The following is a 22,031-nucleotide window of genomic DNA, read 5'->3' as shown; positions in this document are numbered from 1 at the left end:
GGGCATCATCATACTATCAAAACTCCTATCGTGGGAGAGGGGGTAGATCGAAGTGAAATAGAAAAATTTGTGCTCAATTTAAGATGAAATCTTGGCTAAAAAACTTTAGGGACGTTGCCTAATTGCGTACTGAAAAAACCGTGTCATGGCTTATTTCGCCAAGACACGGAATGAGATTAATGTTCTGCCTGTAAGCGATTGCCTCATGGCATCAGTTTTTTGCTGATATCGCCTTCCAGTTCAATTTTGCTTGGGTCAATAGAGAGCACAGGCTCGCCCTCAGCAAAATTTATTTTATTCAAATCAATCCATAGGATATTGGGGGCTGTAGTAGAGCTGAAATAATAAATTTTATGGGTAAGATCGCTTAGTGTTATCCAGCGCGTTGCCCAGGCATCTTCCGTTTTATTCCCGGAAGTATCCACTGCACCAAAAGGAACCATTGCCGTGCGCATCACCGATAAAACACCGGCCAAAACATCCAAATCAGTCGAGGGCTTGGGCAATGTTTTCAAAAAAGTGGCCACGCGCACAAACCGGCTCAATGGATCGGGATCGCCTGGCAATGGCAAGTGTCCGCCGAATCCCCGATAACGCTTGAGGTTAGCGAGTTGAATGTCATAAGCAGGCTCATTTGTCATAATTTGATATTGCGGGCCATGGTACACTTGCATTTTCCCGTTAACGTATTCAACAACAGCTGAATCACCGGACGCATCTTCCATTGTTAAATGCAAGGGCCAAATTTTATTGTGCACTTCAGTGGCAACGATCTGCAAATCTTTCATGCCGTTTAATGCCTCATTAACGGTGGCATAGTTATCCAACAGATATTGCGACCATAAAACATTGGAAATTTGCGGTTTGGAGGGATCAGTCTCAGGATATTTGGTATCAGCAAGATATAAGAGGTGGACACTAAGGCCTTTTTCATTGATGCCGTCTGAGGCAGCATTTGTATGAAATTCGGTGACGACCACATTACCGTATCGCGATTTCCATTTTAAGGAATTGCTGCCAGCCTCACCTTGATGTTCCGTGCCGCGCGGATAAGCCTTAATCAGCGGCGAATCTTGTGTGAATAAATCCGTGGAGCGGGCAGCGACTTTCGCCACTTCATTGTTATTCCAAAAAACCCTGGTGCAGCTTATGGCTTGTGGAGAAAACAAATGACAGGCCAGGGAGATAATTAAACCTGATTGTAAATAAAATTGTTTGGGCATGAATAAAATTCCTTTTTTAACCGGTAAAATTGAGCTTAGCACCATCTTGCAAGAAAACCCAGATACTGATCGACTCACCTCTTACTTGTGCTAAAATTTCCTTTTGTCCATAAATTTGATGCCATGACCGAAACCGATACGTTACAACGATTTATGTTTGAGCATGCAAGTATTCGCGGTGAAATCGCTCATTTGCAAACCTCATATCAAACCATTATGCGCCAACACCCCTACCCCGCAGCAGTAAAACGCTTGCTCGGAGAAGCTTTGGTATCTTGTTTGCTTTTAGCTGGCAGCATTAAATTTGAAGGCGAAATCAGCTTACAATTTCATGGCGATGAACGCTTGCCTTTGCTGCTGGTGCAATGCGATCACCAGTTACAAATACGTGGCTTTGCCAAATATAAGCCTGCGGGTGAAGAACCGGTCGATTATCAACATGCCTTCCTGAACGGCAAAATGGTGCTTATCATCAATCAATATAAACATACCCAAGCTTATCAAAGCGTGGTGCCGATAGGCTCGATTTCCATGGCTGAAAACATCATGCATTATTTTGCCCTGTCAGAACAGCTCTCAACCCGGGTGTGGCTGGCCGTGGATGATGAGCAAGCGGCAGGGATGTTGCTGCAACTCATGCCAGGCCAAGACACTGTACAACGGGAACAATTTTGGGAATATGCCGTGCAACTGGGACAAACCATTACGGAAAAAGAATTATTAACCCTTAGCAATCAAACCATTTTACACCGCCTGTATCATGAAACCCAATTACGGCTTTATGAAGCGCGTACAGTCCATTTTCGTTGTCGCTGTACCCCTGAAAAAATGAAACAAGTGCTTACTGTTTTAGGCGAGCAAGAAATACAAGAATTGGTAAAAGAACAAGGGGAAATAGCCGTAACATGTGATTTTTGCAATCAAAAATACGTCTTTGATCCCATAGACATCACCCTGCTTTTTCACAAAAACAAGTGAAACGGAGGCATGTGGTGCCTCCAGTGCAAGCTATTGAATTGGGAATTGGAGATTGATCATGAATGATTGCTGCTGCGCGTCAAGTTCGGTGTAATCGCTACGCATTGCTTGTAAAATCAACTTCATATTGCTGAATTGTTCGCTAAGCTGAAAATATAAAGCCGCTGATTGACTTTCCTGCAATTCACCTACGGTTAGATAAGCAGCTTGCCCCATATCGGTGAAATAATCCAGGCTGACATGGCGCTTTTTAGCCATACCAGGAAACAATCCGCAAAACAGCAGGCTTTTATCGCCCACATCGCGCAACAATTCAAGTTGCCGTTTGCCGCCCATGCGCATGGATTCCAGGAAATCCAATGCGATTACCGATTCAAGAAGATGGGTGGTTTGGGAAAACCGCATGAGCAGAAACACCAGATAACTCTCTGTATTTTCAGTTAAAATTACATGAGTCGCAGCTTGTGCTTCATTGACCAGCGCATGCCATTGGCTGATGTCGGTGGGATGCAGTATTAATTTTTTCATAATATCCACCTTGTTTTACATAGGCTTACTACTAGTTTAGCAAAGTCCTTGCCACAACATAAAAATTTACTAAGTCAGAGATTTGCCGTGCCTGCAAGATGAATCAATTATCAAAAATACAATCTTCATTGTATAATGGTAAATAATGAACAATTCTTGTTTTGCCTCTTAGAATTCATTAATGACTTTCAAGCAAAGATGGTCAACACGCTCGCTGCATTTCTGGTTAAGTTTTACCAGGTAAAGCAGCAAGCAGATCCACATGTCTTGCAAAATTCATTAGAAACTCTAGCGGCAGTTTAATTTATGAAGGTATTTATGATCGAAAAAATCCGCAACGTTGCCATTATTGCTCACGTCGACCATGGCAAAACCACACTAGTTGATAAGTTATTGCAACAGACTGGGACACTGAACGACAGGGCTCCAAAAGTTGAACGCATGATGGATTCCAATGCCCTTGAAAAAGAACGGGGGATTACCATTCTTGCGAAAAATACTTGCGTGCATTGGCAAGGGTATCAAATCAATATCGTCGATACACCCGGGCACGCTGACTTTGGCGGCGAGGTTGAACGAATTCTATCGATGGTTGATAGCGTATTGTTGCTTGTTGACGCTGTGGATGGCCCTATGCCACAAACGCGCTTCGTGACCCAAAAAGCATTCGCACGCGGATTGAATCCTATCGTTGTCATTAACAAAATTGATAGACCGGGGGCTCGTCCTGACTGGGTAATGGACCAAGTATTTGACTTATTTGATAACTTAGGCGCTACTGATGAGCAATTGGATTTCCCAGTAGTGTACACTTCTGCTTTAAATGGTTATGCCAAACTAAACCTCGAAGACGAAGCCAGTGACATGCACGCCTTGTTGCAAACCATTGTCGATCGCGTCAATCCTCCCAGCGTAGATAAAAATGGGCCATTCCAAATGCAAATCAGCTCACTGGATTATTCTTCCTATGTAGGGACCATCGGCATTGGCCGCGTCACGCGCGGACAAATTAAGGCAAAATCCCCAGTTAAGATCATCGACAAAGACGGCAATATACGCAGCGGTCGCTTATTGCAACTGCTTGGTTTTAAAGGATTGGAACGCATTGAAATGGAAGAGGCGAGTGCTGGCGATATCATCGCGGTAACCGGTATCGACCAATTAAATATTTCCGATACCATTTGTGATCCTAACCACGTGGAAGCATTACCGCCCTTAACGGTGGATGAACCTACCATCAGCATGACATTCCAGGTGAATGACTCACCTTTTGCCGGCCAGGAAGGCAAATTCGTCACCAGCCGCAAACTTCGCGAGCGTTTGGAAACTGAATTATTACATAACGTAGCATTACGCGTCGAAGATACGGAAGATCCGGATAAATTCCGCGTATCAGGCCGCGGCGAATTGCATTTATCCATCCTCATTGAAAACATGCGCCGTGAAGGATATGAGTTAGCTATTTCCAAACCCGAAGTGATTCTGCGTGAAGAACAAGGGGAAATGCTGGAACCTTACGAGCGTCTCACCGTAGATATTGAAGAAAATCATCAAGGCAGCATCATGGAAAAGCTGGGAGAGCGCCGTGGCGAGTTGCAAAATATGCTGCCTGACGGCAAAGGCCGTGTCCGCCTGGATTATGTTATTCCTACGCGCGGATTAATTGGCTTTCACACTGAATTCCTATCCAGCACATCTGGAACCGGTTTGATGTATCATGTGTATGATCATTATGGCCCTGCCATCCGCGGCCGCATTGGCAAACGCAATAATGGCGTACTGATTGCCAACTGCCAGGGTACTGCACGCGCTTTCGCGCTCTTTAACCTGCAGGAAAGGGGACGTTTATTCATAGAGCCGCAAACGGTTTGTTATGAAGGAATGATTGTAGGCATTCATGCGCGGGACAATGATTTGGTCGTCAATGTGACGAAAGAAAAGCAGCTGACTAATATTCGCGCCTCCGGCAGTGATGAGAATATTATCCTCACACCACCGGTCAAGCTTTCACTCGAGCAAGCGTTGGAATTTATTGATGATGATGAGTTGGTGGAAGTTACACCGCAATCGATTCGTTTACGCAAGAAAGAACTCAAGGAACATGAGCGTAAACGCACGGCCCGGTCTGCCAACAGCGATGACTAAATAACTCTCCTGTTTATTTGCATGCAGGTCAACAGGAGGAGCCGCTTCATAGGACAACGCATGATTAAACAAAAATTTAAACGCGTTATTTTATATGCCCGCCAGTATCGAGCCAACCAGGGTGTGAATGAAACCCTGCAGCGCCTTACCGCATTTTTGCAGGAAAAGCGTATTGAAACATTCCAGGATATCGATACGGCTGCCAGTTTCGATTTGGATGTCCCTACACTTGAACGCGACAGCATGGGTGAACAGCAAGATCTTATCGTGGTAGTCGGCGGCGATGGCAGCTTGTTATCCGCAGCCCGCATGGCAATTAAAATCAATGTTCCGGTGATCGGCATCAACCGTGGGCGTTTGGGTTTCCTAACCGATATTTCCCCCAAAGACATCGAACCCCAGATCAGTGCGGTATTAAATGGTGAATACCTTGAGGAGCGACGTTTCTTATTGCAAACCCGAATTCACGATGGCGATACCACTTATTTCCAAGGTGATGCGTTAAATGACGTCGTGCTTTCGCGCGGTACGGAAACCCATTTGATTGAGTTTGATGTTTACATCAATCAACAATTTGTAAGCCACTATCGTGCAGATGGCTTAATCCTTTCTACCCCTACGGGTTCAACAGCTTATGCGCTTTCAGCAGGTGGGCCCATCATGCATCCGCAATTAAATGCCATGGTGATGGTCCCTATGTTTTCCCATAGCTTGAGTTCACGACCTTTAGTCATCGACGGTCATGATGTGGTGGAAATAAGAATCGGCAAGAATAATGAAAGCGATTTGCAGCTAAGCTGCGACGGCCATGAGTCACGCCTGGTTAAGCCGGGACAGCAAGTAGCAATGGAAAAAAATGCACAACAATTACGCTTGCTGCATCCTCGCGATTATCATTATTATGATACGTTAAGAATAAAATTAGGCTGGGGAACAAAATCCCGGCAAGGATAATGTTTCCAACCCACTTCTGGTGCTGCTATGCTTACGTCCTTACGCATTGAAAATTTCACCATCGTCTCTAATTTGGAATTGGATTTTCATCACGGCATGACTGCGTTCACCGGCGAAACAGGTGCAGGCAAATCCATTATGATCGATGCCCTAATGCTTGCCCTTGGCGAGCGGGCTGACGCATCGGTGCTTCGTCCAGGTGCGGAAAAATGCGATATTAGTGCCTGTTTTCATATCGATCGTTTTTCATTGCCTGAAACATGGCTGCAAGAACACGATGTGGCTTGTGAAGATAACCTTATTTTTTTACGCCGCGTCATTTATAGCGAAGGGCGCTCCAAATCTTACATCAATGGCCACCCTTTCCCATTACAAAAGATAAAAGAATTAAGTTCCATGCTGGTGGATATTCACGGCCAACATCAACATCAAACCTTATTGCAGCACCCCACCCATCGTCTGCAGTTGGATCAATTTGCCGGGCACGATGAATTGTTACAAAAAGTACAGTTTTTGTATCAAGGATGCTTAAATGTAAAACAAAAAATACAACGCTTGCAAAATCAGAATGCAAGCCTTGAACGTCGCGACTTGTTAACTTATCAATTGGAAGAATTGGCAAGCCTAAACCTGCAGGAAGGCGAACTTAAAAATCTGCATGAAGAACACCAATTGTTACATCATGCGCGTGATTATCTGGATTATGCCCAACAAGTCACCCTGCGCCTGCAAGGCGATGAATCGCCAACTATTTGTCAAAACTTAAGCCAAATATTACACTATTTAAGCGCTCTGCCACAGGAACATGCGCTAATCAAAAATGCCGGCGAACTCATCAACAGCGCGTTGATTCAATGCGAAGAAGCGGCAGATGAAATTGCGCGCTTTGCTGACTGCATACAACTTGATCCGGAACGTTTGCATGCCGTGGAAGAACGGATGAGTCTCTTGCATCAAATAGCACGAAAATTTCATGTTGATCCGGAACAATTATCTGAGCATGCCCAGCAGTTACAACAAGAGCTGGATAATTTACAAGCAACTGAACAAGAACTCAAAGATTTAGAGCAACAACATCAACAGCAACTCATGGCGTATGAGCAAGCTGCCTTGCTTTTGCGTGTTTCCCGCCAGCAGCATGCAGAGAAATTAGCACAGGAAATCAGCGCAACCATCCGCCAGTTAGGCATGCCAAAAGGCTATATTACCATTGAAATAAGCCCTCTGGACAAAATGACCGCACATGGCATGGATAAGGTCGAATACAAGGTATGCACCAATCCGGGCATGCTTCCTGATACCTTAGGTAAAATTGCATCTGGTGGCGAGCTCTCGCGCATCAGCCTTGCCATTCAGATGATTACCGCACAGCGGGCAAGTACACCAACGCTTCTCTTTGATGAAGTCGATGTCGGTATAGGCGGTGCTACTGCTGCCTTAGTCGGCCAATTGCTAAGAAAGCTTGGCGAGCGGCTACAAATTTTTTGTGTAACCCATCAACCGCAAGTAGCTGCTTGTGCCCATCAACATTTCGTGGTGGAAAAACATAGCGATGACACGCAAACCTATTCTCGCATCATCCCATTAAATGATGATGAAAAAGTGGATGAGATTGCACGCATGCTCGGCGGCTTGACCATTACTGAACAAACCCGTTCACATGCACGTGAATTGCTGTTTAGTTGATGTTTATTGGCACGCATCAATAATTTTATCTTTATTGGTATAACTGCATAAGCCGAAATAATTGTCTGCATCTGTATTGATGGGTTGCTTATCAAACATGGCAAAATAATACGAATCAAAATCATCAGTAGAGGCGCGTGATTGCCACCATTGATAATAATTTTTTTCAGCTCGCATGCTGGCATTTGGATTTTGATCCGCTGAATGGCTGCTTGGCCACCCCTCCTCCGTAACAATCGCCGTTTTATCTTTCAAAATGGCATGATTGCGGATTGCTTTTAAACGCTGTGTGAATTCACCTTTGGCAGCTTGCACATCCTTTTTTTCAGGGCTCCAGAACGGATAAATATTTACACCTACATGCGTTATTTTGGCTAAAATCCCATAGGGATCATTTTTTGCCAATGCAAGCCACGCCCCATCTTGCTGCGCACTGGTAATAATAATATCTTTATTGGTGATGCTTTTCTGCAGTTTGCTTATATCGGTTGCAATGCGTTTCTGTATGCCGGTATTTGCTACTGTGAAGTTCCAATTATATATATCTTCATTACCTGCTACGATCATGACCACGCAATTCGGGTATTGGTTTGCAGAGAGTATGGCTTTATCCACTTGCTCGCCCGTTGCTTTTTCACACCAGGTTGAACAGTTGTCTTTGTTTGGATCAAATTCAAATACACCCAATGCCACTTTTAACCCCAGCGGACAAGCCAAATCCGCTAATGCCACACTTTGTTTGCCGTCCACGGTGGAAAAGCTCGAATAAAATGTTTTAACGGTTTCAAACCCGGCATTTCTAATTGCATTTAAATCTTGCTGGATGACATTTTTCATGCCATTGATATCATTTCTTTGCTGGGCAGTGGTAAAAGCAGGACTGTGCGCAGGATCATAATTAATGCCGCGCTCCAAGGCCAAAGCAGCATGGCTTACAACACTGGTTAACATCATGGCAAGAAATTTTTTCATGATGATCCCTGTGGGGAAATGTAAGTTAAGTTTAGCCTCTATTCTTATAATTGACCAATATTTAAGCAAATATGGGCTAAATTCTCTGGATTTATTCTTGTGTTAAATAAGTACGGCGCTCTTGCATGGTTTCAATACTATTCACCACGGATTGGTAACAAATTTCTTGCATGATTGGAATAGACTTTAACGGCATGCCGGAATAAATTGCATAAGCAATGAAAAAACTGTCCTGCCACAGCTTTTCTGATTTTTTGGCTTTGGATTTAAGCCAGAAAGCCACCCATAAAAAATGAAATAACCATTGCATGCGATGCTGTTCCATCTCCTGAGTAAATACAGCGGCAATTGCTTCTTCAAACTGGCATACTTTCACGCCTTCGACATAACTGCAAAAACGGTTTACAATTTTATCGATTTGCGCATTTTCCACATACCAGGATTCAGTAAAACGTTTGTTTTTAGTCCATAATTTCGAACGTTTCAAAGACTCAGCAAGCGTCTGTGGCGTGAAAGGACTTATGGAAACCGCCAACTGCTCGATAAGGGTAGGAATATCAAGTTTTTGTGGAACAAATCGCAAACCTAATTCTTCCTGCATCTCAAGTAAATGCAGATCCGGCATTTCGCCGCGTTCAATCGTTAATGCTAGAAAATGGTTGGTCATCATCAATAAATAAGAAGAATCCACCGCACGCAACATGACGCTGTCATCGAATGCCTCTTCATAATAACGGGCGACGTCTTCAGGCGGGATAGACGGCGTAATCCATGCATCTTTGACGCCAAACTCTTGTTTTAATAATAAACCGCATAAGCGGTTGTTGCGTCCATCTTTTAAATGGATAAAAATGCCCTGCGCCCCCATGCCATCAATTTCACTGGCTTTCAATTGCACACGCGGAGTTTTCTGTCCGCCATGAAATACCACACCTTTTTTGCGTTGTTTCTTAATCCAGGCGCTGAATTGATCATGGTAGTAAGCAGGATACCAATTCTTTATAGCTTGCAAGCGTGATAAGGATATGGAACTCAATTCAATCGAATCCACAAGCTGTCCCAATGTTTCCACGACAACCTGCCTTACCTCTTGTTTCGGATGCAGCAAAAGCAAAAGCGCAATATCCTGCCCTTCCTCAATATGGTAGAGATCAAGCAACAAGTCAGCAAAAAAATCCGGCGGCATCGCATAGCTTTGTGCAAAGAAATTTTCTGCAATATCAAAAGTAGACAAGTCGGATAATTCTTCAATCAAGTCGCGTATGGAATTTAAATGCGAAATTTCTTCATGTTGCGAATCTGGAAAATCTTCCTGGCTGGCCAATTCGAGGTAAGCATTTTTTAAAGTATCGGATAAATCAACATGCACTTCATAGAATGCATTCAGCACGGGAAGCCAGAAACTTAAGGTATGTTTACCTTTCATAATCGCTGCGGCAATGTTGGCCATTAATTGATTGAGTGTCCGGCCTGCCAGTTTATTATCGCCTTCAAACGCTGCCTGCAATTGGGAAACGCAGATTTCCAAAGCAAGAACGCATGCTGAATAATAAGCACGCTCTTCTTCTACTTGCTGTTCATCCAACCCATCGATCAATTCCACCAGGCGTAAAGCCAGTTCAGGTTGTTGTAGAAAATGGGCATACGTTTTTGGATGAGGAGTGTCGCTTTGTGCAATTAAAGACGCCATCTCTTCTACCCATTTTTTTAAGCTTTCCAAATCGCTCATACTGGTGGATGAACCTCGCGTGGACGGCCATGCTCATCAAGAGCAACAAAAACAAACGTGCCTTCCGTTACACGATATTTTTGTGCATCGGCCAAAGCTTCTGACCATACTTCTACCGCAATGGTCATGGAAGTTTTGCCAACTTTGATTAATTCGGCATGACAACTTATCACATCTCCCACATGCACGGGTTTGAGAAATGTCATGGAGTTGATGGCCACGGTGGCCACCCTTCCCTGCGCGATTTTTTTTGCCAAAACCCCGGCCGCCAAATCCATTTGCGAAACCAACCATCCTCCGAAAATATCTCCATTGGCATTGGTATCCGCAGGCATTGCCAGTGTTTGAATGGTTAGTTCACCACGCGGCATCTTCATTATTCGCTACCGCGCTTAAGCTTCGCTAAAGCATCGGCCATGGCCGTGTTAAACACGGTCTTTTTAGATGCCGATGCTTTCTTAGGATCAGGTTTCTTGTGCGCCTCGGCTTTTTTGACCACGTGTACTTTTTTATCAGGCTGGGGTTTGGCCGTCTTTTCCTTCTTTTGCACGACGGAGGCTTTTTCCTCATCAAGGCGCATGCTTAAACCAATGCGGCGGCGCTCCTTATCCACCTCGATCACTTTAACCGTGACAATGTCCCCGGCTTTCACTACTGCCCTGGGATCACTGATGAACCGTTTGGTCAAAGCGGAAATATGCACCAAGCCATCCTGATGCACGCCAATATCCACAAATGCGCCAAAATTGGTGACATTGCTTACTACACCTTCAAGGATCATGCCTTCTTGCAAATGGCTGATATCCTCAACCCCTTCTTTAAAAGTAGCCGTTTTAAATTCAGGGCGCGGATCGCGGCCAGGTTTTTCCAGCTCTTGCAATACATCGCGCACCGTGGGTAAACCAAATTGTTCATCGACATAAGCTTCGGCATGCATACTGCGCAACAATTCCCGATTTCCGATAACTTGCTGAATACTGATTTGTTTCCCGCGAAGAATTTTTTCCACCAAAGGATACGCTTCAGGATGCACAGCAGAAGCATCCAGGGGATTATCACCATGCATGATGCGCAAAAAGCCTGCGGCTTGCTGATAGGTTTTCTCCCCCATGCGTGCAATTTCTCTAAGTTGCTCGCGATTACGGAAGGCACCATGCTCATTACGGTACTGAACCAAATTTTTAGCCAAAGTTTCATTAAACCCGGAAACGCGCGTCAGCAGAGAAACAGATGCGGTATTGACATCAACACCCACCGCATTCACGCAATCTTCAACAACCCCTTCCAAACTGCGCGCCAATCGAGATTGGTTCACATCGTGTTGATATTGCCCCACACCGATAGACTTAGGCTCAATTTTTACTAACTCGGCAAGCGGGTCTTGCAGGCGGCGGGCAATGGAAACAGCGCCGCGGATAGAAACATCCAAATCAGGAAATTCTTGCGTAGCTAATTCAGAAGCGGAATAAACAGAAGCTCCTGCCTCACTCACTATGATTTTCGTCAATTTGAGATCAGGATACATTTTAATTAAATCACTCACCAAGCGCTCTGTTTCACGTGATGCAGTGCCATTGCCGATACTGATTAAATCCACATTGAATTTGGCTGCCAATTTTGCTAAAGCGGCAATGGCTTCATGCCATTCATTTTGTGGTGCGAAAGGAAAGACAGTTGTATAGTCAAGCATTTTGCCAGTGATGTCGACCACAACGACTTTAACGCCAGTACGGATGCCAGGATCGAGCCCCATAGTAACCCGCGGACCTGCTGGAGCTGCCAAAAGCAGATCGCGCAAGTTGCTGGCAAACACTTTAATTGCTTCTTCGTCAGCCAGCTCACGCAGATGCGTGAGTAATTCCAGCTCCAGCTTGGTAAACAATTTAATCTTCCAAGTCATGCGCACAGTTTCAATTAACCATGCGTCCGCTGGGCGACCTTGGTTGGCAATTTTAAAATAACTTGCTACGCGGTTTTCACCATAATTTACTTCCTCGGGCAACATCAGGCTGATTTGTAAAACACTTTCACGCCGCCCGCGGAATATCGCCAATGCACGGTGTGAAGGAATTTTTTTAATGGGTTCGACGTAGTCAAAATAATCGGCAAATTTATTACCGGCAGCTTTTTTGTCTTTGGCTCCCACGGATTTTAAAATACCATGCTCCCATAAGTATTGGCGTAACTCTGCCAATAAGTTTGCATCTTCAGCAAATTTTTCCATCAAAATCTGGCGGGCACCTTCCAAAGCAGTTTCTGCATCGGGAATAGCCGCGTCGACATTAATAAATTGGCTGGCGTGCACTTCCGGAACCAGTTCAGGATTTTCTAATAAATCCAAAGCCAAGGGTTCCAAACCTGCTTCTTTCGCAGCCATTGCTTTGGTGCGGCGCTTGGGCCGATACGGCAGATACAAATCCTCAAGACGGGTTTTGGTGTCCGCCGCACTGATGGCTTGTTCCAATTCCGGTGTCAATTTCTCTTGTTCGCGAATCGAGGTTAAGATCACATTGCGGCGTTCTTCCAACTCGCGCAGATAGTCAACACGTTCAGCTAAAGTGCGCAATTGTTTATCATCAAGCCCGCCAGTAGCTTCTTTGCGGTACCGCGCAATAAATGGCACGGTTGCGCCTTCGTCCAATAAACGTATGGCTGCGTCTACTTGCGAAACCTTGGCTTTAAGTTCCTGTGCGATGATCGCCGCAGTCGCCAAAATCTGTTGAGTCATTCCTCTCCCCGTAAAACGTACAAAAAATTCGCCACATGAAGTGGCTGCAACAAACTGGTAGCAGACACTTCATGTATTGGAAAATTTTTTTCCAATACATGAAGGCTGACATTATACTCATAGCCTGGATTTTGCGATAGCTTGTAAATTTCGCACGCTATTCCACAGTTACGGATTTTGCCAAATTACGCGGCTGATCCACATCCGTCCCCTTGGCAACAGCCACATGATATGCCAAAAGTTGTAATGGCAAGGTATAAATAATCGGCGCGATCCATTGCCCACACGCCGGTACTTTGATTAAACGGGCGCCATTTGCCGCCCATGATTGTGAATCATCCACGAAAACAAAAAGCTGACCACCGCGGGCGCTCACTTCGTGTAAATTGGATTTTAATTTATCCAATAATTCATCATTGGGTGCCACTGCTACAACTGGCATGTCTTTATCAACCAGCGCTAATGGGCCATGTTTCAATTCTCCGGCCGGATAAGCTTCGGCATGAATATAAGAAATTTCTTTTAATTTTAACGCGCCTTCCAATGCCACAGGATACTGCACTCCCCGTCCCAAAAACAAAGCATGCGCCTTGTTCACAAACATGGCAGCGAGCGATTCAACTTCTTTATTCATCTTTAATGTACGCTCACAATCGCGAGGCAACTGCTGCAATTGTGCCAATACTTCCAAACCGCGCGCATCATGACAAAGGGCCGCAGCAAGCATCAGGAAAGCAGCCAACTGCGTGGTAAAAGCTTTCGTGGAAGCCACCCCGATTTCAACTCCGGCACGCGTTAAAAATACGAAGTCAGATTCACGGACTAACGTACTGGTTGCAACATTACAAATTGCAAATGTAGCCAGGTAATTCATTTTTTTAGCTTTAATAAGCGCCGCCAGGGTATCTGCGGTTTCTCCGGATTGCGACACAGCAATAAATAAAGTACCGTCGTTTACAACCACGTCCCGGTAACGATACTCGCTGGCAATCTCCACCTGTGTGGGCAGGCCGGCTAAAGATTCCAGCCAATATTTGGCCACCATCCCTGCATGATGGCTGGTCCCACAAGCTACAATGTGTATTTGTTTTATCTGGCTAAAAATTTTGGCGGCACGATCACCGAAGCTGCCACGCAGCACCTCAATACTGGCAATTCGCCCTTCCAAAGTATCGGCCAATACTTTACCTTGCTCAAAAATTTCTTTCAGCATGAAATGGCGATATCGGCCTTTGCTAATTGCATAGGCATCATCGTTTAATGGATACGATTCCCGCTCTACTGCTTTTCCCTCGACGTCGAACAGCTCGATACCAGACGCCGTGAGCCTGGCTGAATCGCCTTCTTCCAGATAAATAACCGATTGAGCAAACGAACGCAGTGCCAATGCATCTGAGGCAATGAATTGTTCGTCAATGCCTTGGCCTAGAACAAGTGGGCTGCCTTTGCGTGTAGCAACCAATTCATTTGGATGTTTTTGATGGATGACCCCTAGGGAAAAAGCCCCTTTCATCTTCACAGCCGTTGCCTGTACGGCCTTTAACACGGAATGAAACTGTTGGTAATGATGGTGAATCAAATGGGCTGCTACTTCCGTATCCGTTTCCGAAGTAAATGCATAACCTAAATCTTGTAAATATTGGCGCAACTCTTCATGATTTTCGATGATGCCATTATGCACTACAGCTATTTCGTTATGCGACACATGCGGATGCGCATTTTCCTCGCACGGCCTGCCATGCGTAGCCCAGCGTGTATGCGCGATGCCGATATTGCCCGTCATGGTGGTCTTTGCCATGGCATCCGCCAAGGCTTGTACCTTGCCCTGGATGCGCAAACGATTGAGCTGTTGGTCATTATCTATGATTGCAATTCCTGCAGAGTCATAACCGCGGTATTCAAGCCGGCGCAAGCCTTCCAATAAAATTTTACCGATTTCCCTATGTGATACTGCTCCCATTATCCCGCACATAACCACTCCTCATTCGTAACCATCATCGATGATATGAGCTACTTTTTAATACAAAGCAACGGATTATGCCACAATCCAAGCTGCGACCAAATATTTCATACCAATTCCATCAATTTGCTTTTTTCAGCAAGCGGGCACGATCACGTTGCCAGTTCCTTTCTTTAATTGTATCGCGTTTATCGTGAGTTTTTTTACCTTTTGCCAAGGCAATTTTCACTTTGACACGGTTTTTCTTCCAATACATCGACAAAGGTACAACCGTATATCCCTGCCGCTCGACACTGCCAATCAGTGTATTCAATTCGCGTCTGTTTAGCAGCAGCTTGCGCGTACGCGTGGCATCCGGATGTATATGCGTCGAGGCCGTGGGCAACGGCTGAATTTGCGAACCTAGCAGCCAGGCTTCGCCATGCTTGATGATTACATGCGCATCGGCAAGATTAATTTTTCCAGCGCGCAAACTTTTTACTTCCCAACCTTCCAACACGATGCCAGCTTCATATTCTTCTTCTACAAAATAATCAAAGCGCGCTTTTTTATTAATCGCAATGCTGCTTTCTTGTTTCGCCATGGGAATTACCCCCAACCAATTACCCAAAAAAATACAGTTAGGATATCATGATACAATGCACAGACCTAAGGAGAATGTTCAATGAACATCAATGATTCAATCCCTTCCCTTTCTTTTCAGGCGACCAATGGGCTTTCAGCTCATTTCGATAATTACCGCGGCAAATGGCTGGTCCTTTATTTTTACCCTAAAGATTCCACACCAGGCTGCACGCGGGAAGGGCAGGGATTTCGCGATCACCAGCAAGAATTTTTGCAATTAAACGCAATCGTGTTTGGAATTTCTCGCGATAGCCTAAAATCGCATGAAAACTTTAAAGCCAAACAACAGTTTCCTTTCGAATTGATAAGCGATGCAGATGAGACACTGTGCCAAGCTTTTGATGTTATCAAAATGAAATCGATGTATGGCAAGCAAGTGCGCGGCATTGAACGCAGTACTTTCCTCATTGATCCTGAGGGCAAATTACGTCATGTGTGGCGTAAAATCAGCGTGCAAGGACATGTCGAAAACGTTTTAAATACATTGAAAGAATTGCAAAGCAAGGCAAACGCAGGTGCATGACTGGTATGGTGCAGCTTAAACGCTTGACGGCAACCATGCCCCTGCTCACAATGAAGCAATTTGGTAATAAGGATTAGTATTATGGATAATAAGTGCAAAAATTATAAACTCTTCGTGCTGGATACGAATATCCTCATGCATGACCCTGCCGCCATATTCAATTTCGAAGAACACGATATCTATTTGCCCATGGTGGTTTTAGAAGAATTGGATAACCATAAAATGGGTATTTCCGAGGTTGCGCGCAACGTACGGCAAACCAACCGCATCCTGGTCGAATTAATGGCCAATGCGTCCCATGCACAAATCGTGGAAGGACTTCCCATCCCCAATTTTTTCTCTGATAAAACGCGCAGCAGTGGGCGGATCTTCTTTCAGACCGATGATTTTGAACATCTGCACCCCATTTCGCTGCCTGGGCATAAAGTCGATAATACCTTGCTGGCCACAGCCTTGGGATTGCAAAAAAAACACCCCAATAAGCAAATTATCATTGTGTCGAAAGACATTAACCTGCGCATTAAAGCCGGAATCCTTGGCATAGTTGCAGAAGATTATCACAGCGATCAAGTGCTGGATGACGTTAATTTATTGCACAGTGGCTTGCATGTTTTGCCGAATGATTTTTGGAATACGCATGCCAAAGACATCAACGCCTGGAAAGAAGGTGGGGAAACGTTTTACCGCATCAGCGGGCCTTTAGTCAGCCAATGGAATTCAAATGATTGTTTAAGTACGGAAGATGATCAATTCCAAGCGCTAGTTAAAAAAATTCAACCTGAGCATGTTATCGTGCAAGTAGCACATGATTACACGCAAAATAAACACGCCGTGTGGGGAATAACAGCGCGCAACCGTGAGCAGAATTTTGCCCTTAACATGTTGCTTGATCCGGAAATAGATTTCGTCACGTTGCAAGGCCCTGCCGGTACAGGGAAAACTTTACTGACAATTGCAGCAGGACTTATGCAAGTCTTGGATTTAAAACGCTATACGGAAATCATTATGACCCGTGTCACCATCCCCGTGGGCGAAGACATCGGTTTTCTGCCGGGCACGGAAGAAGAAAAGATGACACCCTGGATGGGGGCGTTAATGGATAATCTTGAGGTATTGCACAGCGCACAGGAAGGCGGCAGTTTTGGACGCAATGCCACAGCCGACTTACTGCAAAATAAAATTAAAATACGCTCGTTGAACTATATGCGGGGGCGTACTTTTTTAAACCGTTTTATCATTATCGATGAAGCGCAAAATTTAACATCCAAACAAATAAAAACGTTAGTCACCCGTGCCGGTCCGGGTAGTAAAATCATCTGTCTTGGTGATATCAAGCAAATCGATACACCGTATTTGTCTGAAACCACTTCAGGCTTGACCTTTGCAGTCGATCGCTTCAAAAACTGGGAGCATAGTGCCCATATGACGCTGACCCGCGGCGAACGCTCAAGACTTGCATATTATGCTGCAGAACATTTATAGTACACCTTTTAGAGATCGTGTTTGCATTATGCAATGTGTCCGAGCAATAAGCGCCTTACGTTTTTGCTCGGACACAGGCAAGCACGAATACTCGCAACACAGGATAAACCATGTCTATTCAAGCTATAACTTTTGATGACGTTTTGCTCGTCCCTTCTTACAACCACCACGAATCACGTCGGGTCGTAGACATCAGCATGACCGATCGATTAGGCAAGCTGACCCTGGAATTGCCTGTCATCAGCTCCAATATGGATACCATTACTGAAAGTAAAATGGCCAACTTCATGCACAGCAAGGGAGCAATTGGCGCGTTGCACCGTTTCTTAAGTATTGAAGACAATATCCGTGAATTTAAAGCGTGCAACGGCCCTGTATTTGTTTCCATTGGCTGCACCGCGGCAGAGCTGGAACGGGCTGAGGCTTTGCGCGATGCAGGTGCTGAATATTTTTGTGTCGACGTGGCGCATGCGCACGCAAAATACGTTGGAAAAACCTTAAAAAATTTACGTCAATTACTGGGGACACGCTGCATCATGGCCGGCAATGTCGCAACCTACGCAGGCGCTGATTACCTGGCTTCATGCGGAGCTGACATTATTAAAGCTGGAATTGGCGGGGGCTCTGTTTGCAGCACACGCATCAAAACTGGTTTTGGTGTCCCCATGCTGACTTGCATTCAGGATTGCGCCCGTACAGATCGCTCTATTGTAGCAGACGGCGGTATCCGTACTTCGGGCGATATCGTGAAAGCGCTTGCTTTCGGCGCCGATTTTGTCATGATTGGCGGCATGCTTGCCGGAACCACACCGACGCCCGGCGATATCATCAGCAAAGAAGACGGTATCCAAGTGAAACGTTATCGCGGCATGGCTTCTCGCGAGGCACAGGAAGATTTTCTTGGGCAAATGCATGAATGGAAAACAGCGGAAGGCGTAGCCACGGAAGTGCCTTACCGTGATCAGCAAGATGCCATCATAGCAGATATCATTGGAGGCTTACGCTCCGGACTAACCTATGCAGGAGCGGATTCCATTAGCGAATTGCAGCGGAAATTAAATTATGTACTGGTGACGCAAGCAGGTCGTATAGAAAGTCTGCCGCATAAACTAATGGAGCGTTGAGCAAACCTTCCAGCGTCTGCCATCATCCTTAAGCAGATATGGCGACGCGGCATCAAGTTGGCGGAGTAGCTTGCACGTTAGACTCCATGGTTTGCGTTTGCTGGGATTGTTGCTGTACATTGGCTTGATTTTTTTGCTCGACTTGGCTGTTGTATTCCTCTTCCGATTCTTTTGAAAACTGCTTTGTACCATTTTCTGAATCTGGGACCTTTGACATTTGCGGGGCATTTTTTACTCCCGCATTTTCGTTGATTTGTTGCTGCATGTTAGCATCACTTTGCAGACTTTCTTGTTTTGTTTCATTGCTTAATTTGTTGTCTTGCTCTCCTGACAAATCTTGTATTTGCTCAGAAACTTCTTCTTCAACCGTGTCCTGATTTACCAGTTCAGGGTTATTGGCTATTTCTTCAACCTTCTGCTGCATTTGCTGCTGTTCTTGTGTTTGTTTAATCTGGTTATCAACTGATTTATCTTCAACTTTATTTATCTTTTCCTGATTTTCCTTTTCTTTTTCTTGGAGCTTTTTATCCTGCTCGCTGGTATTTTCCTTTAATTTTTCCTCCTTTTCTTCTTCTTTTTTCTCTTGTTTAGTAAATCTATTTTTTATATTGTCTTTCAAAGCAGTGAAAACCCCTTGCATTTTTTCATCAAAGTCTTTTTGAAATTGGGAATTTTTTTGCGCCTCCAGCATCTCCATCATCTCAGCCAGAACTTTAAGCATATTTTTCATCCACTCATCTTTCATCCCTTCAGCCATTTGATGTATAGGAGAAGACACACTGGCTTTTGCTTCCTGATTTTTGCCTTCTTCCTTACTTTTTGAAGGGGTTGCAGCCTTATCTTCCTCCGCAGGCGCGGCATCAAGCTTTTTCTCAGGCCCGGGAATAGGAGAATTTTGTTTGGTTTTATCTTGGTTGACTGTTTGAGTGTTTAAATTTTCTGGTTCTGGCATAAATACATCTCCCGCTGGAGTAATTCTGATATTACACTATAAGTATAGTTTAATAAGTATAGTGAATGCTTAATTTGTCACGTAGATAAACATTTAGGCTTCAAATAAACAAGTAAGTGCGATAATGAATCATATATATTTTTCAAAAAATATAAGTTTCATTTATTATTTTTTACACTAATTTTGCAAATTGAAAATGAATATAGACGATTTCCGCTACATGCGCCGCGGCAAACATATAAAAGCATTGCCGTTACAACAAGCAACTTTATTATCACCCATTGATAAGCGCAACGGCAAAAAAGAAAAAGCATTGTTGCTCCTACACGGATTTTCTTCATCACCGGCGGTTTTTCGTGAACTTGTCCCTGCACTTGGCATGTATGACACAATACTCGCGCCTGTTTTACCTGGCCATGGGGAAAGCATTGCCGCTTTCGCTTCTGTAAAGAGCAAAGATTGGCTCACAGCAGCTGAACATGCATGCGCCCACCTGGTACAAGAATACAGCATGGTGGATGTCATGGGCTTGTCTTTAGGTGGGTTGTTGGCCTGCCATTTAAGCAACAAATTTTCCCTGCACCACCTTTATCTGCTAGCCCCGGCATTGGCATTACGGCTTAAAATCAGCCCGGCACTTAATCTGGCCTATGTTTTACAAAAATTGGGTTTCAAAAAATTACGCAATCGGGCGGGAAATATATGCAGTGAATCATCCTATGAATTAGCCTACCGCCAGCTGCCCATCATCAGCATCAGTGAAATATTAGGCTTGATCAATACATTTAAATTTACACCACCCACTTGCCCAACGGATATTTTTCTTGGATTTTATGATGAAGTCATCCACTCAGCCAGGGTTGCTGACTATTTTGCCAACTTGCCACATGCACGCGTGCATTGGCTAAATAACTCAGCGCATGTGCTCCCGTTAGATACGGATGCAGAGACAATTGTTGCCTGTGTACAGCAAAACTGGAAGAATTAAGCGGGCAAGGTACTTATAGGTTGAGACTTTAAAGATAACATGTTGCTTACCCAAGCTCATTCAGTTCTATAATTATCAATATGCACATTGTCTTATGAAAAAATATGAAATTTTCTGATAGGGAAGAGGAAAAAATTATTACCGTTATGTTTCAAATCCTTGGGGAACTCTCAAACCCCACCCTTGTCTGTGATAAAAACGGTACCATCTTGTTTGCAAACAAAGCCTATCAAAAATTAACAAATAGTGAGCCAGAAAATAAAATTTTTTGGCGTTTGTGCCCTATATACAAGAAGAGCCCGGATTATTTTAATCAAGCCAGGGAGCAAAACACCGAAACCCGTGCAGAATTAAAGTTCCATGATAAAACATTTATTATTCGTGTTATCCCAATAAATAATGTCTGGGCTAACGGATCTATTTACATCATCTATTTAGAAGATATTACTTTACAAGCTGAGTTAACCAAACAATTAACGAATGATAAAAAGCTGTTACAACAATCTTTTTTAAATACAATCCTAGCTTTTTCCAACTTCATCGAATCAAGAGATCCATATACATCAGGCCACCAAAAACGTGTGGCGACGCTCTCATTAAATATCGCAATTAAGGCAAAAATAACTGCACCTGAGTATTTATACGCAATATATTATGGGGCCCTCATACACGATATTGGCAAAATTGGAATTCCTATGGAGTATTTGGTTACTCCAAGAAAATTAACTACGTACGAATATGCAATAATTAAGGCCCATGTTGAAATTGGCTATAAAATACTTATTAATATCAATTTTCCGTGGGAAATTAAACCTGTGGTTTACCAACATCATGAGCGTATGGATGGTTCCGGATATCCAAATCATCTCAAGGGCAGTCAAATAAGCATACCTGCCCGCATCGTTGCCATTGCAGACGTATATGAAGCCATGTCAACCCATAGGCCTTATCGAGAGGCTCTGCCACAAGCTGATGTGGTTAACTATCTAAAAAAACATAGGGGGATTTATTCGATCCGTATTACATTGATTCTTTTTTTCAATGCCTTGCAGACACTGAAAATGTGTATTTAATGAACTCAGATTTTAAACTCTTCTAAAACAAAGCTATAAGCTAATAGTTACCGTTCCTAAAGTTTTTAGACTCCTTAGCTTTAATTTACGTACCCAAAATATCATCTTGCTTCGATCTGCCGCCTCCAACGCGCAAGAAATTTGCAGAATAATTACAGGTAATAGGCCTTGGGACCGTCTAAGCCACACCTCCTAGCCAAAAGACCGGCATGGAAAGAATGATCGCTTATTCAAGGAAGCTAATATGTTGGATACTACGAACAGAACATTATCATGTTTATTTTACCAAATATCTTGCACTCACATTCTATCTGCACAGACAGACTGCGCCTTTAAGCCCTGGAGCTATCATAACGAAATAG

18 protein-coding genes are annotated in these 22,031 nt (G+C 44.2%); 9 read left to right on the top strand and 9 right to left on the bottom strand.

Annotation, left to right across the window (positions count from 1 at the left end; translation table 11 throughout):
* Positions 1-203: 203 nt before the first annotated feature.
* Positions 204-1,223, bottom strand: a complete 1,020-nt coding sequence (locus tag ELY11_RS07005; protein WP_158615178.1) for a linear amide C-N hydrolase — start codon at positions 1,221-1,223, stop codon at positions 204-206.
* Between the two features lie 123 nt (positions 1,224-1,346).
* Between ELY11_RS07005 and hslO the strand changes: the two genes are divergently transcribed.
* Complete coding sequence (gene hslO / locus ELY11_RS07000) at positions 1,347-2,201, top strand: Hsp33 family molecular chaperone HslO (RefSeq protein WP_127032782.1); 855 nt, start codon at positions 1,347-1,349, stop codon at positions 2,199-2,201.
* Between the two features lie 30 nt (positions 2,202-2,231).
* Here the strand turns inward: hslO and ELY11_RS06995 are convergent, their stop codons facing one another.
* Positions 2,232-2,729: a hypothetical protein gene (locus tag ELY11_RS06995; protein ID WP_126953420.1), complete on the bottom strand. Its 498-nt coding sequence runs from the start codon at positions 2,727-2,729 to the stop codon at positions 2,232-2,234.
* A 318-nt stretch (positions 2,730-3,047) separates the two neighbouring features.
* Here ELY11_RS06995 and typA point away from each other — a divergent pair, with 318 nt between their 5' ends.
* The 3 genes from typA to recN are packed head-to-tail and all read left to right on the top strand — an operon-like array spanning position 3,048 to position 7,514.
* Complete coding sequence (gene typA / locus ELY11_RS06990) at positions 3,048-4,874, top strand: translational GTPase TypA (protein WP_127032786.1); 1,827 nt, start codon at positions 3,048-3,050, stop codon at positions 4,872-4,874.
* 60 nt (positions 4,875-4,934) lie between these two features.
* Positions 4,935-5,828 (top strand): NAD(+) kinase, encoded by an 894-nt coding sequence (locus ELY11_RS06985; protein ID WP_199737628.1) that lies wholly within the window; start codon positions 4,935-4,937, stop codon positions 5,826-5,828.
* Between the two features lie 27 nt (positions 5,829-5,855).
* The gene (gene recN / locus ELY11_RS06980) at positions 5,856-7,514 is read left to right on the top strand and encodes a DNA repair protein RecN (RefSeq protein ID WP_127032780.1); all 1,659 of its coding nucleotides are present in this window, start codon (positions 5,856-5,858) and stop codon (positions 7,512-7,514) included.
* A 3-nt stretch (positions 7,515-7,517) separates the two neighbouring features.
* Here recN and ELY11_RS06975 read toward each other — a convergent pair whose 3' ends face one another.
* The 6 genes from ELY11_RS06975 to smpB all read right to left on the bottom strand — a co-directional run bounded on the left by ELY11_RS06975 (position 7,518) and on the right by smpB (position 15,486).
* Positions 7,518-8,486, bottom strand: coding sequence for a hypothetical protein (locus ELY11_RS06975; RefSeq protein WP_126953422.1), 969 nt, complete (start codon positions 8,484-8,486; stop codon positions 7,518-7,520).
* 91 nt (positions 8,487-8,577) lie between these two features.
* Positions 8,578-10,215 carry a hypothetical protein gene (locus ELY11_RS06970; RefSeq protein WP_126953423.1) on the bottom strand — a complete coding sequence of 546 codons (1,638 nt, stop codon included), beginning with the start codon at positions 10,213-10,215 and terminating at the stop codon, positions 8,578-8,580.
* The gene (gene yciA, locus ELY11_RS06965) at positions 10,212-10,592 is read right to left on the bottom strand and encodes an acyl-CoA thioester hydrolase YciA (RefSeq protein WP_127032778.1); all 381 of its coding nucleotides are present in this window, start codon (positions 10,590-10,592) and stop codon (positions 10,212-10,214) included. Before yciA ends, ELY11_RS06970 begins: the two co-directional genes overlap by 4 nt.
* Positions 10,592-12,943, bottom strand: a complete 2,352-nt coding sequence (locus ELY11_RS06960) for a Tex family protein (protein WP_126953425.1) — start codon at positions 12,941-12,943, stop codon at positions 10,592-10,594. The genes yciA and ELY11_RS06960 overlap by 1 nt, the downstream gene beginning before the upstream one ends.
* A gap of 157 nt (positions 12,944-13,100) precedes the next feature.
* A complete protein-coding gene (gene glmS, locus ELY11_RS06955; protein WP_126953426.1) occupies positions 13,101-14,915 on the bottom strand; it encodes a glutamine--fructose-6-phosphate transaminase (isomerizing) in 1,815 nt (604 codons plus the stop codon).
* A 109-nt stretch (positions 14,916-15,024) separates the two neighbouring features.
* Complete coding sequence (smpB, locus tag ELY11_RS06950) at positions 15,025-15,486, bottom strand: SsrA-binding protein SmpB (RefSeq protein WP_126953427.1); 462 nt, start codon at positions 15,484-15,486, stop codon at positions 15,025-15,027.
* Between the two features lie 81 nt (positions 15,487-15,567).
* On the opposite strand from smpB, the gene ELY11_RS06945 reads away from it, so the two are divergent.
* The 3 genes from ELY11_RS06945 (at position 15,568) to ELY11_RS06935 (ending at position 18,656) form a co-directional block, all read left to right on the top strand.
* A complete protein-coding gene (locus ELY11_RS06945; RefSeq protein ID WP_127032776.1) occupies positions 15,568-16,050 on the top strand; it encodes a peroxiredoxin in 483 nt (160 codons plus the stop codon).
* Between the two features lie 81 nt (positions 16,051-16,131).
* Positions 16,132-17,532: a PhoH family protein gene (locus ELY11_RS06940; RefSeq protein ID WP_127032774.1), complete on the top strand. Its 1,401-nt coding sequence runs from the start codon at positions 16,132-16,134 to the stop codon at positions 17,530-17,532.
* A 110-nt stretch (positions 17,533-17,642) separates the two neighbouring features.
* Entirely contained in the window at positions 17,643-18,656 is a 1,014-nt protein-coding gene (locus ELY11_RS06935; RefSeq protein WP_126953430.1) for a guanosine monophosphate reductase, read from the top strand.
* Between the two features lie 52 nt (positions 18,657-18,708).
* Here ELY11_RS06935 and ELY11_RS06930 read toward each other — a convergent pair whose 3' ends face one another.
* Complete coding sequence (locus ELY11_RS06930) at positions 18,709-19,608, bottom strand: hypothetical protein (protein WP_127032772.1); 900 nt, start codon at positions 19,606-19,608, stop codon at positions 18,709-18,711.
* Between the two features lie 196 nt (positions 19,609-19,804).
* Between ELY11_RS06930 and ELY11_RS06925 the strand changes: the two genes are divergently transcribed.
* Together ELY11_RS06925 and ELY11_RS06920 are read left to right on the top strand one after the other, a co-directional pair.
* Positions 19,805-20,596: an alpha/beta hydrolase gene (locus ELY11_RS06925; RefSeq protein ID WP_127032770.1), complete on the top strand. Its 792-nt coding sequence runs from the start codon at positions 19,805-19,807 to the stop codon at positions 20,594-20,596.
* Positions 20,597-20,700: 104 nt separating this feature from the next.
* Positions 20,701-21,669, top strand: coding sequence for an HD domain-containing phosphohydrolase (locus ELY11_RS06920; RefSeq protein ID WP_127032768.1), 969 nt, complete (start codon positions 20,701-20,703; stop codon positions 21,667-21,669).
* The last annotated feature ends 362 nt before the right edge of the window (positions 21,670-22,031 follow it).

The organism is Legionella septentrionalis, from assembly GCF_003989745.1.
Classification (GTDB): Bacteria; Pseudomonadota; Gammaproteobacteria; order Legionellales; family Legionellaceae; genus Legionella_A; species Legionella_A septentrionalis.
The sequence above is the reverse complement of the archived record's forward strand: the minus strand, read 5'-3'. Positions and strand labels throughout refer to the sequence as shown.

What these genes read in the sequence shown, in the direction of transcription:
- ELY11_RS06940 (WP_127032774.1), top strand. Translation starts at nt 16,132, where the DNA reads ATGGATAATAAGTGCAAAAATTATAAACTCTTCGTGCTGGATACGAAT.
- ELY11_RS06970 (WP_126953423.1), bottom strand. Translation starts at nt 10,215, where the DNA reads ATGAGCGATTTGGAAAGCTTAAAAAAATGGGTAGAAGAGATGGCGTCT.
- ELY11_RS06995 (WP_126953420.1), bottom strand. Translation starts at nt 2,729, where the DNA reads ATGAAAAAATTAATACTGCATCCCACCGACATCAGCCAATGGCATGCG.
- recN (WP_127032780.1), top strand. Translation starts at nt 5,856, where the DNA reads ATGCTTACGTCCTTACGCATTGAAAATTTCACCATCGTCTCTAATTTG.
- typA (WP_127032786.1), top strand. Translation starts at nt 3,048, where the DNA reads ATGATCGAAAAAATCCGCAACGTTGCCATTATTGCTCACGTCGACCAT.
- yciA (WP_127032778.1), bottom strand. Translation starts at nt 10,592, where the DNA reads ATGAAGATGCCGCGTGGTGAACTAACCATTCAAACACTGGCAATGCCT.
- ELY11_RS06920 (WP_127032768.1), top strand. Translation starts at nt 20,701, where the DNA reads ATGAAATTTTCTGATAGGGAAGAGGAAAAAATTATTACCGTTATGTTT.
- ELY11_RS06975 (WP_126953422.1), bottom strand. Translation starts at nt 8,486, where the DNA reads ATGAAAAAATTTCTTGCCATGATGTTAACCAGTGTTGTAAGCCATGCT.
- smpB (WP_126953427.1), bottom strand. Translation starts at nt 15,486, where the DNA reads ATGGCGAAACAAGAAAGCAGCATTGCGATTAATAAAAAAGCGCGCTTT.
- ELY11_RS06930 (WP_127032772.1), bottom strand. Translation starts at nt 19,608, where the DNA reads ATGCCAGAACCAGAAAATTTAAACACTCAAACAGTCAACCAAGATAAA.
- hslO (WP_127032782.1), top strand. Translation starts at nt 1,347, where the DNA reads ATGACCGAAACCGATACGTTACAACGATTTATGTTTGAGCATGCAAGT.
- ELY11_RS06960 (WP_126953425.1), bottom strand. Translation starts at nt 12,943, where the DNA reads ATGACTCAACAGATTTTGGCGACTGCGGCGATCATCGCACAGGAACTT.
- ELY11_RS06935 (WP_126953430.1), top strand. Translation starts at nt 17,643, where the DNA reads ATGTCTATTCAAGCTATAACTTTTGATGACGTTTTGCTCGTCCCTTCT.
- ELY11_RS07005 (WP_158615178.1), bottom strand. Translation starts at nt 1,223, where the DNA reads ATGCCCAAACAATTTTATTTACAATCAGGTTTAATTATCTCCCTGGCC.
- glmS (WP_126953426.1), bottom strand. Translation starts at nt 14,915, where the DNA reads ATGTGCGGGATAATGGGAGCAGTATCACATAGGGAAATCGGTAAAATT.
- ELY11_RS06945 (WP_127032776.1), top strand. Translation starts at nt 15,568, where the DNA reads ATGAACATCAATGATTCAATCCCTTCCCTTTCTTTTCAGGCGACCAAT.
- ELY11_RS06985 (WP_199737628.1), top strand. Translation starts at nt 4,935, where the DNA reads ATGATTAAACAAAAATTTAAACGCGTTATTTTATATGCCCGCCAGTAT.
- ELY11_RS06925 (WP_127032770.1), top strand. Translation starts at nt 19,805, where the DNA reads ATGAATATAGACGATTTCCGCTACATGCGCCGCGGCAAACATATAAAA.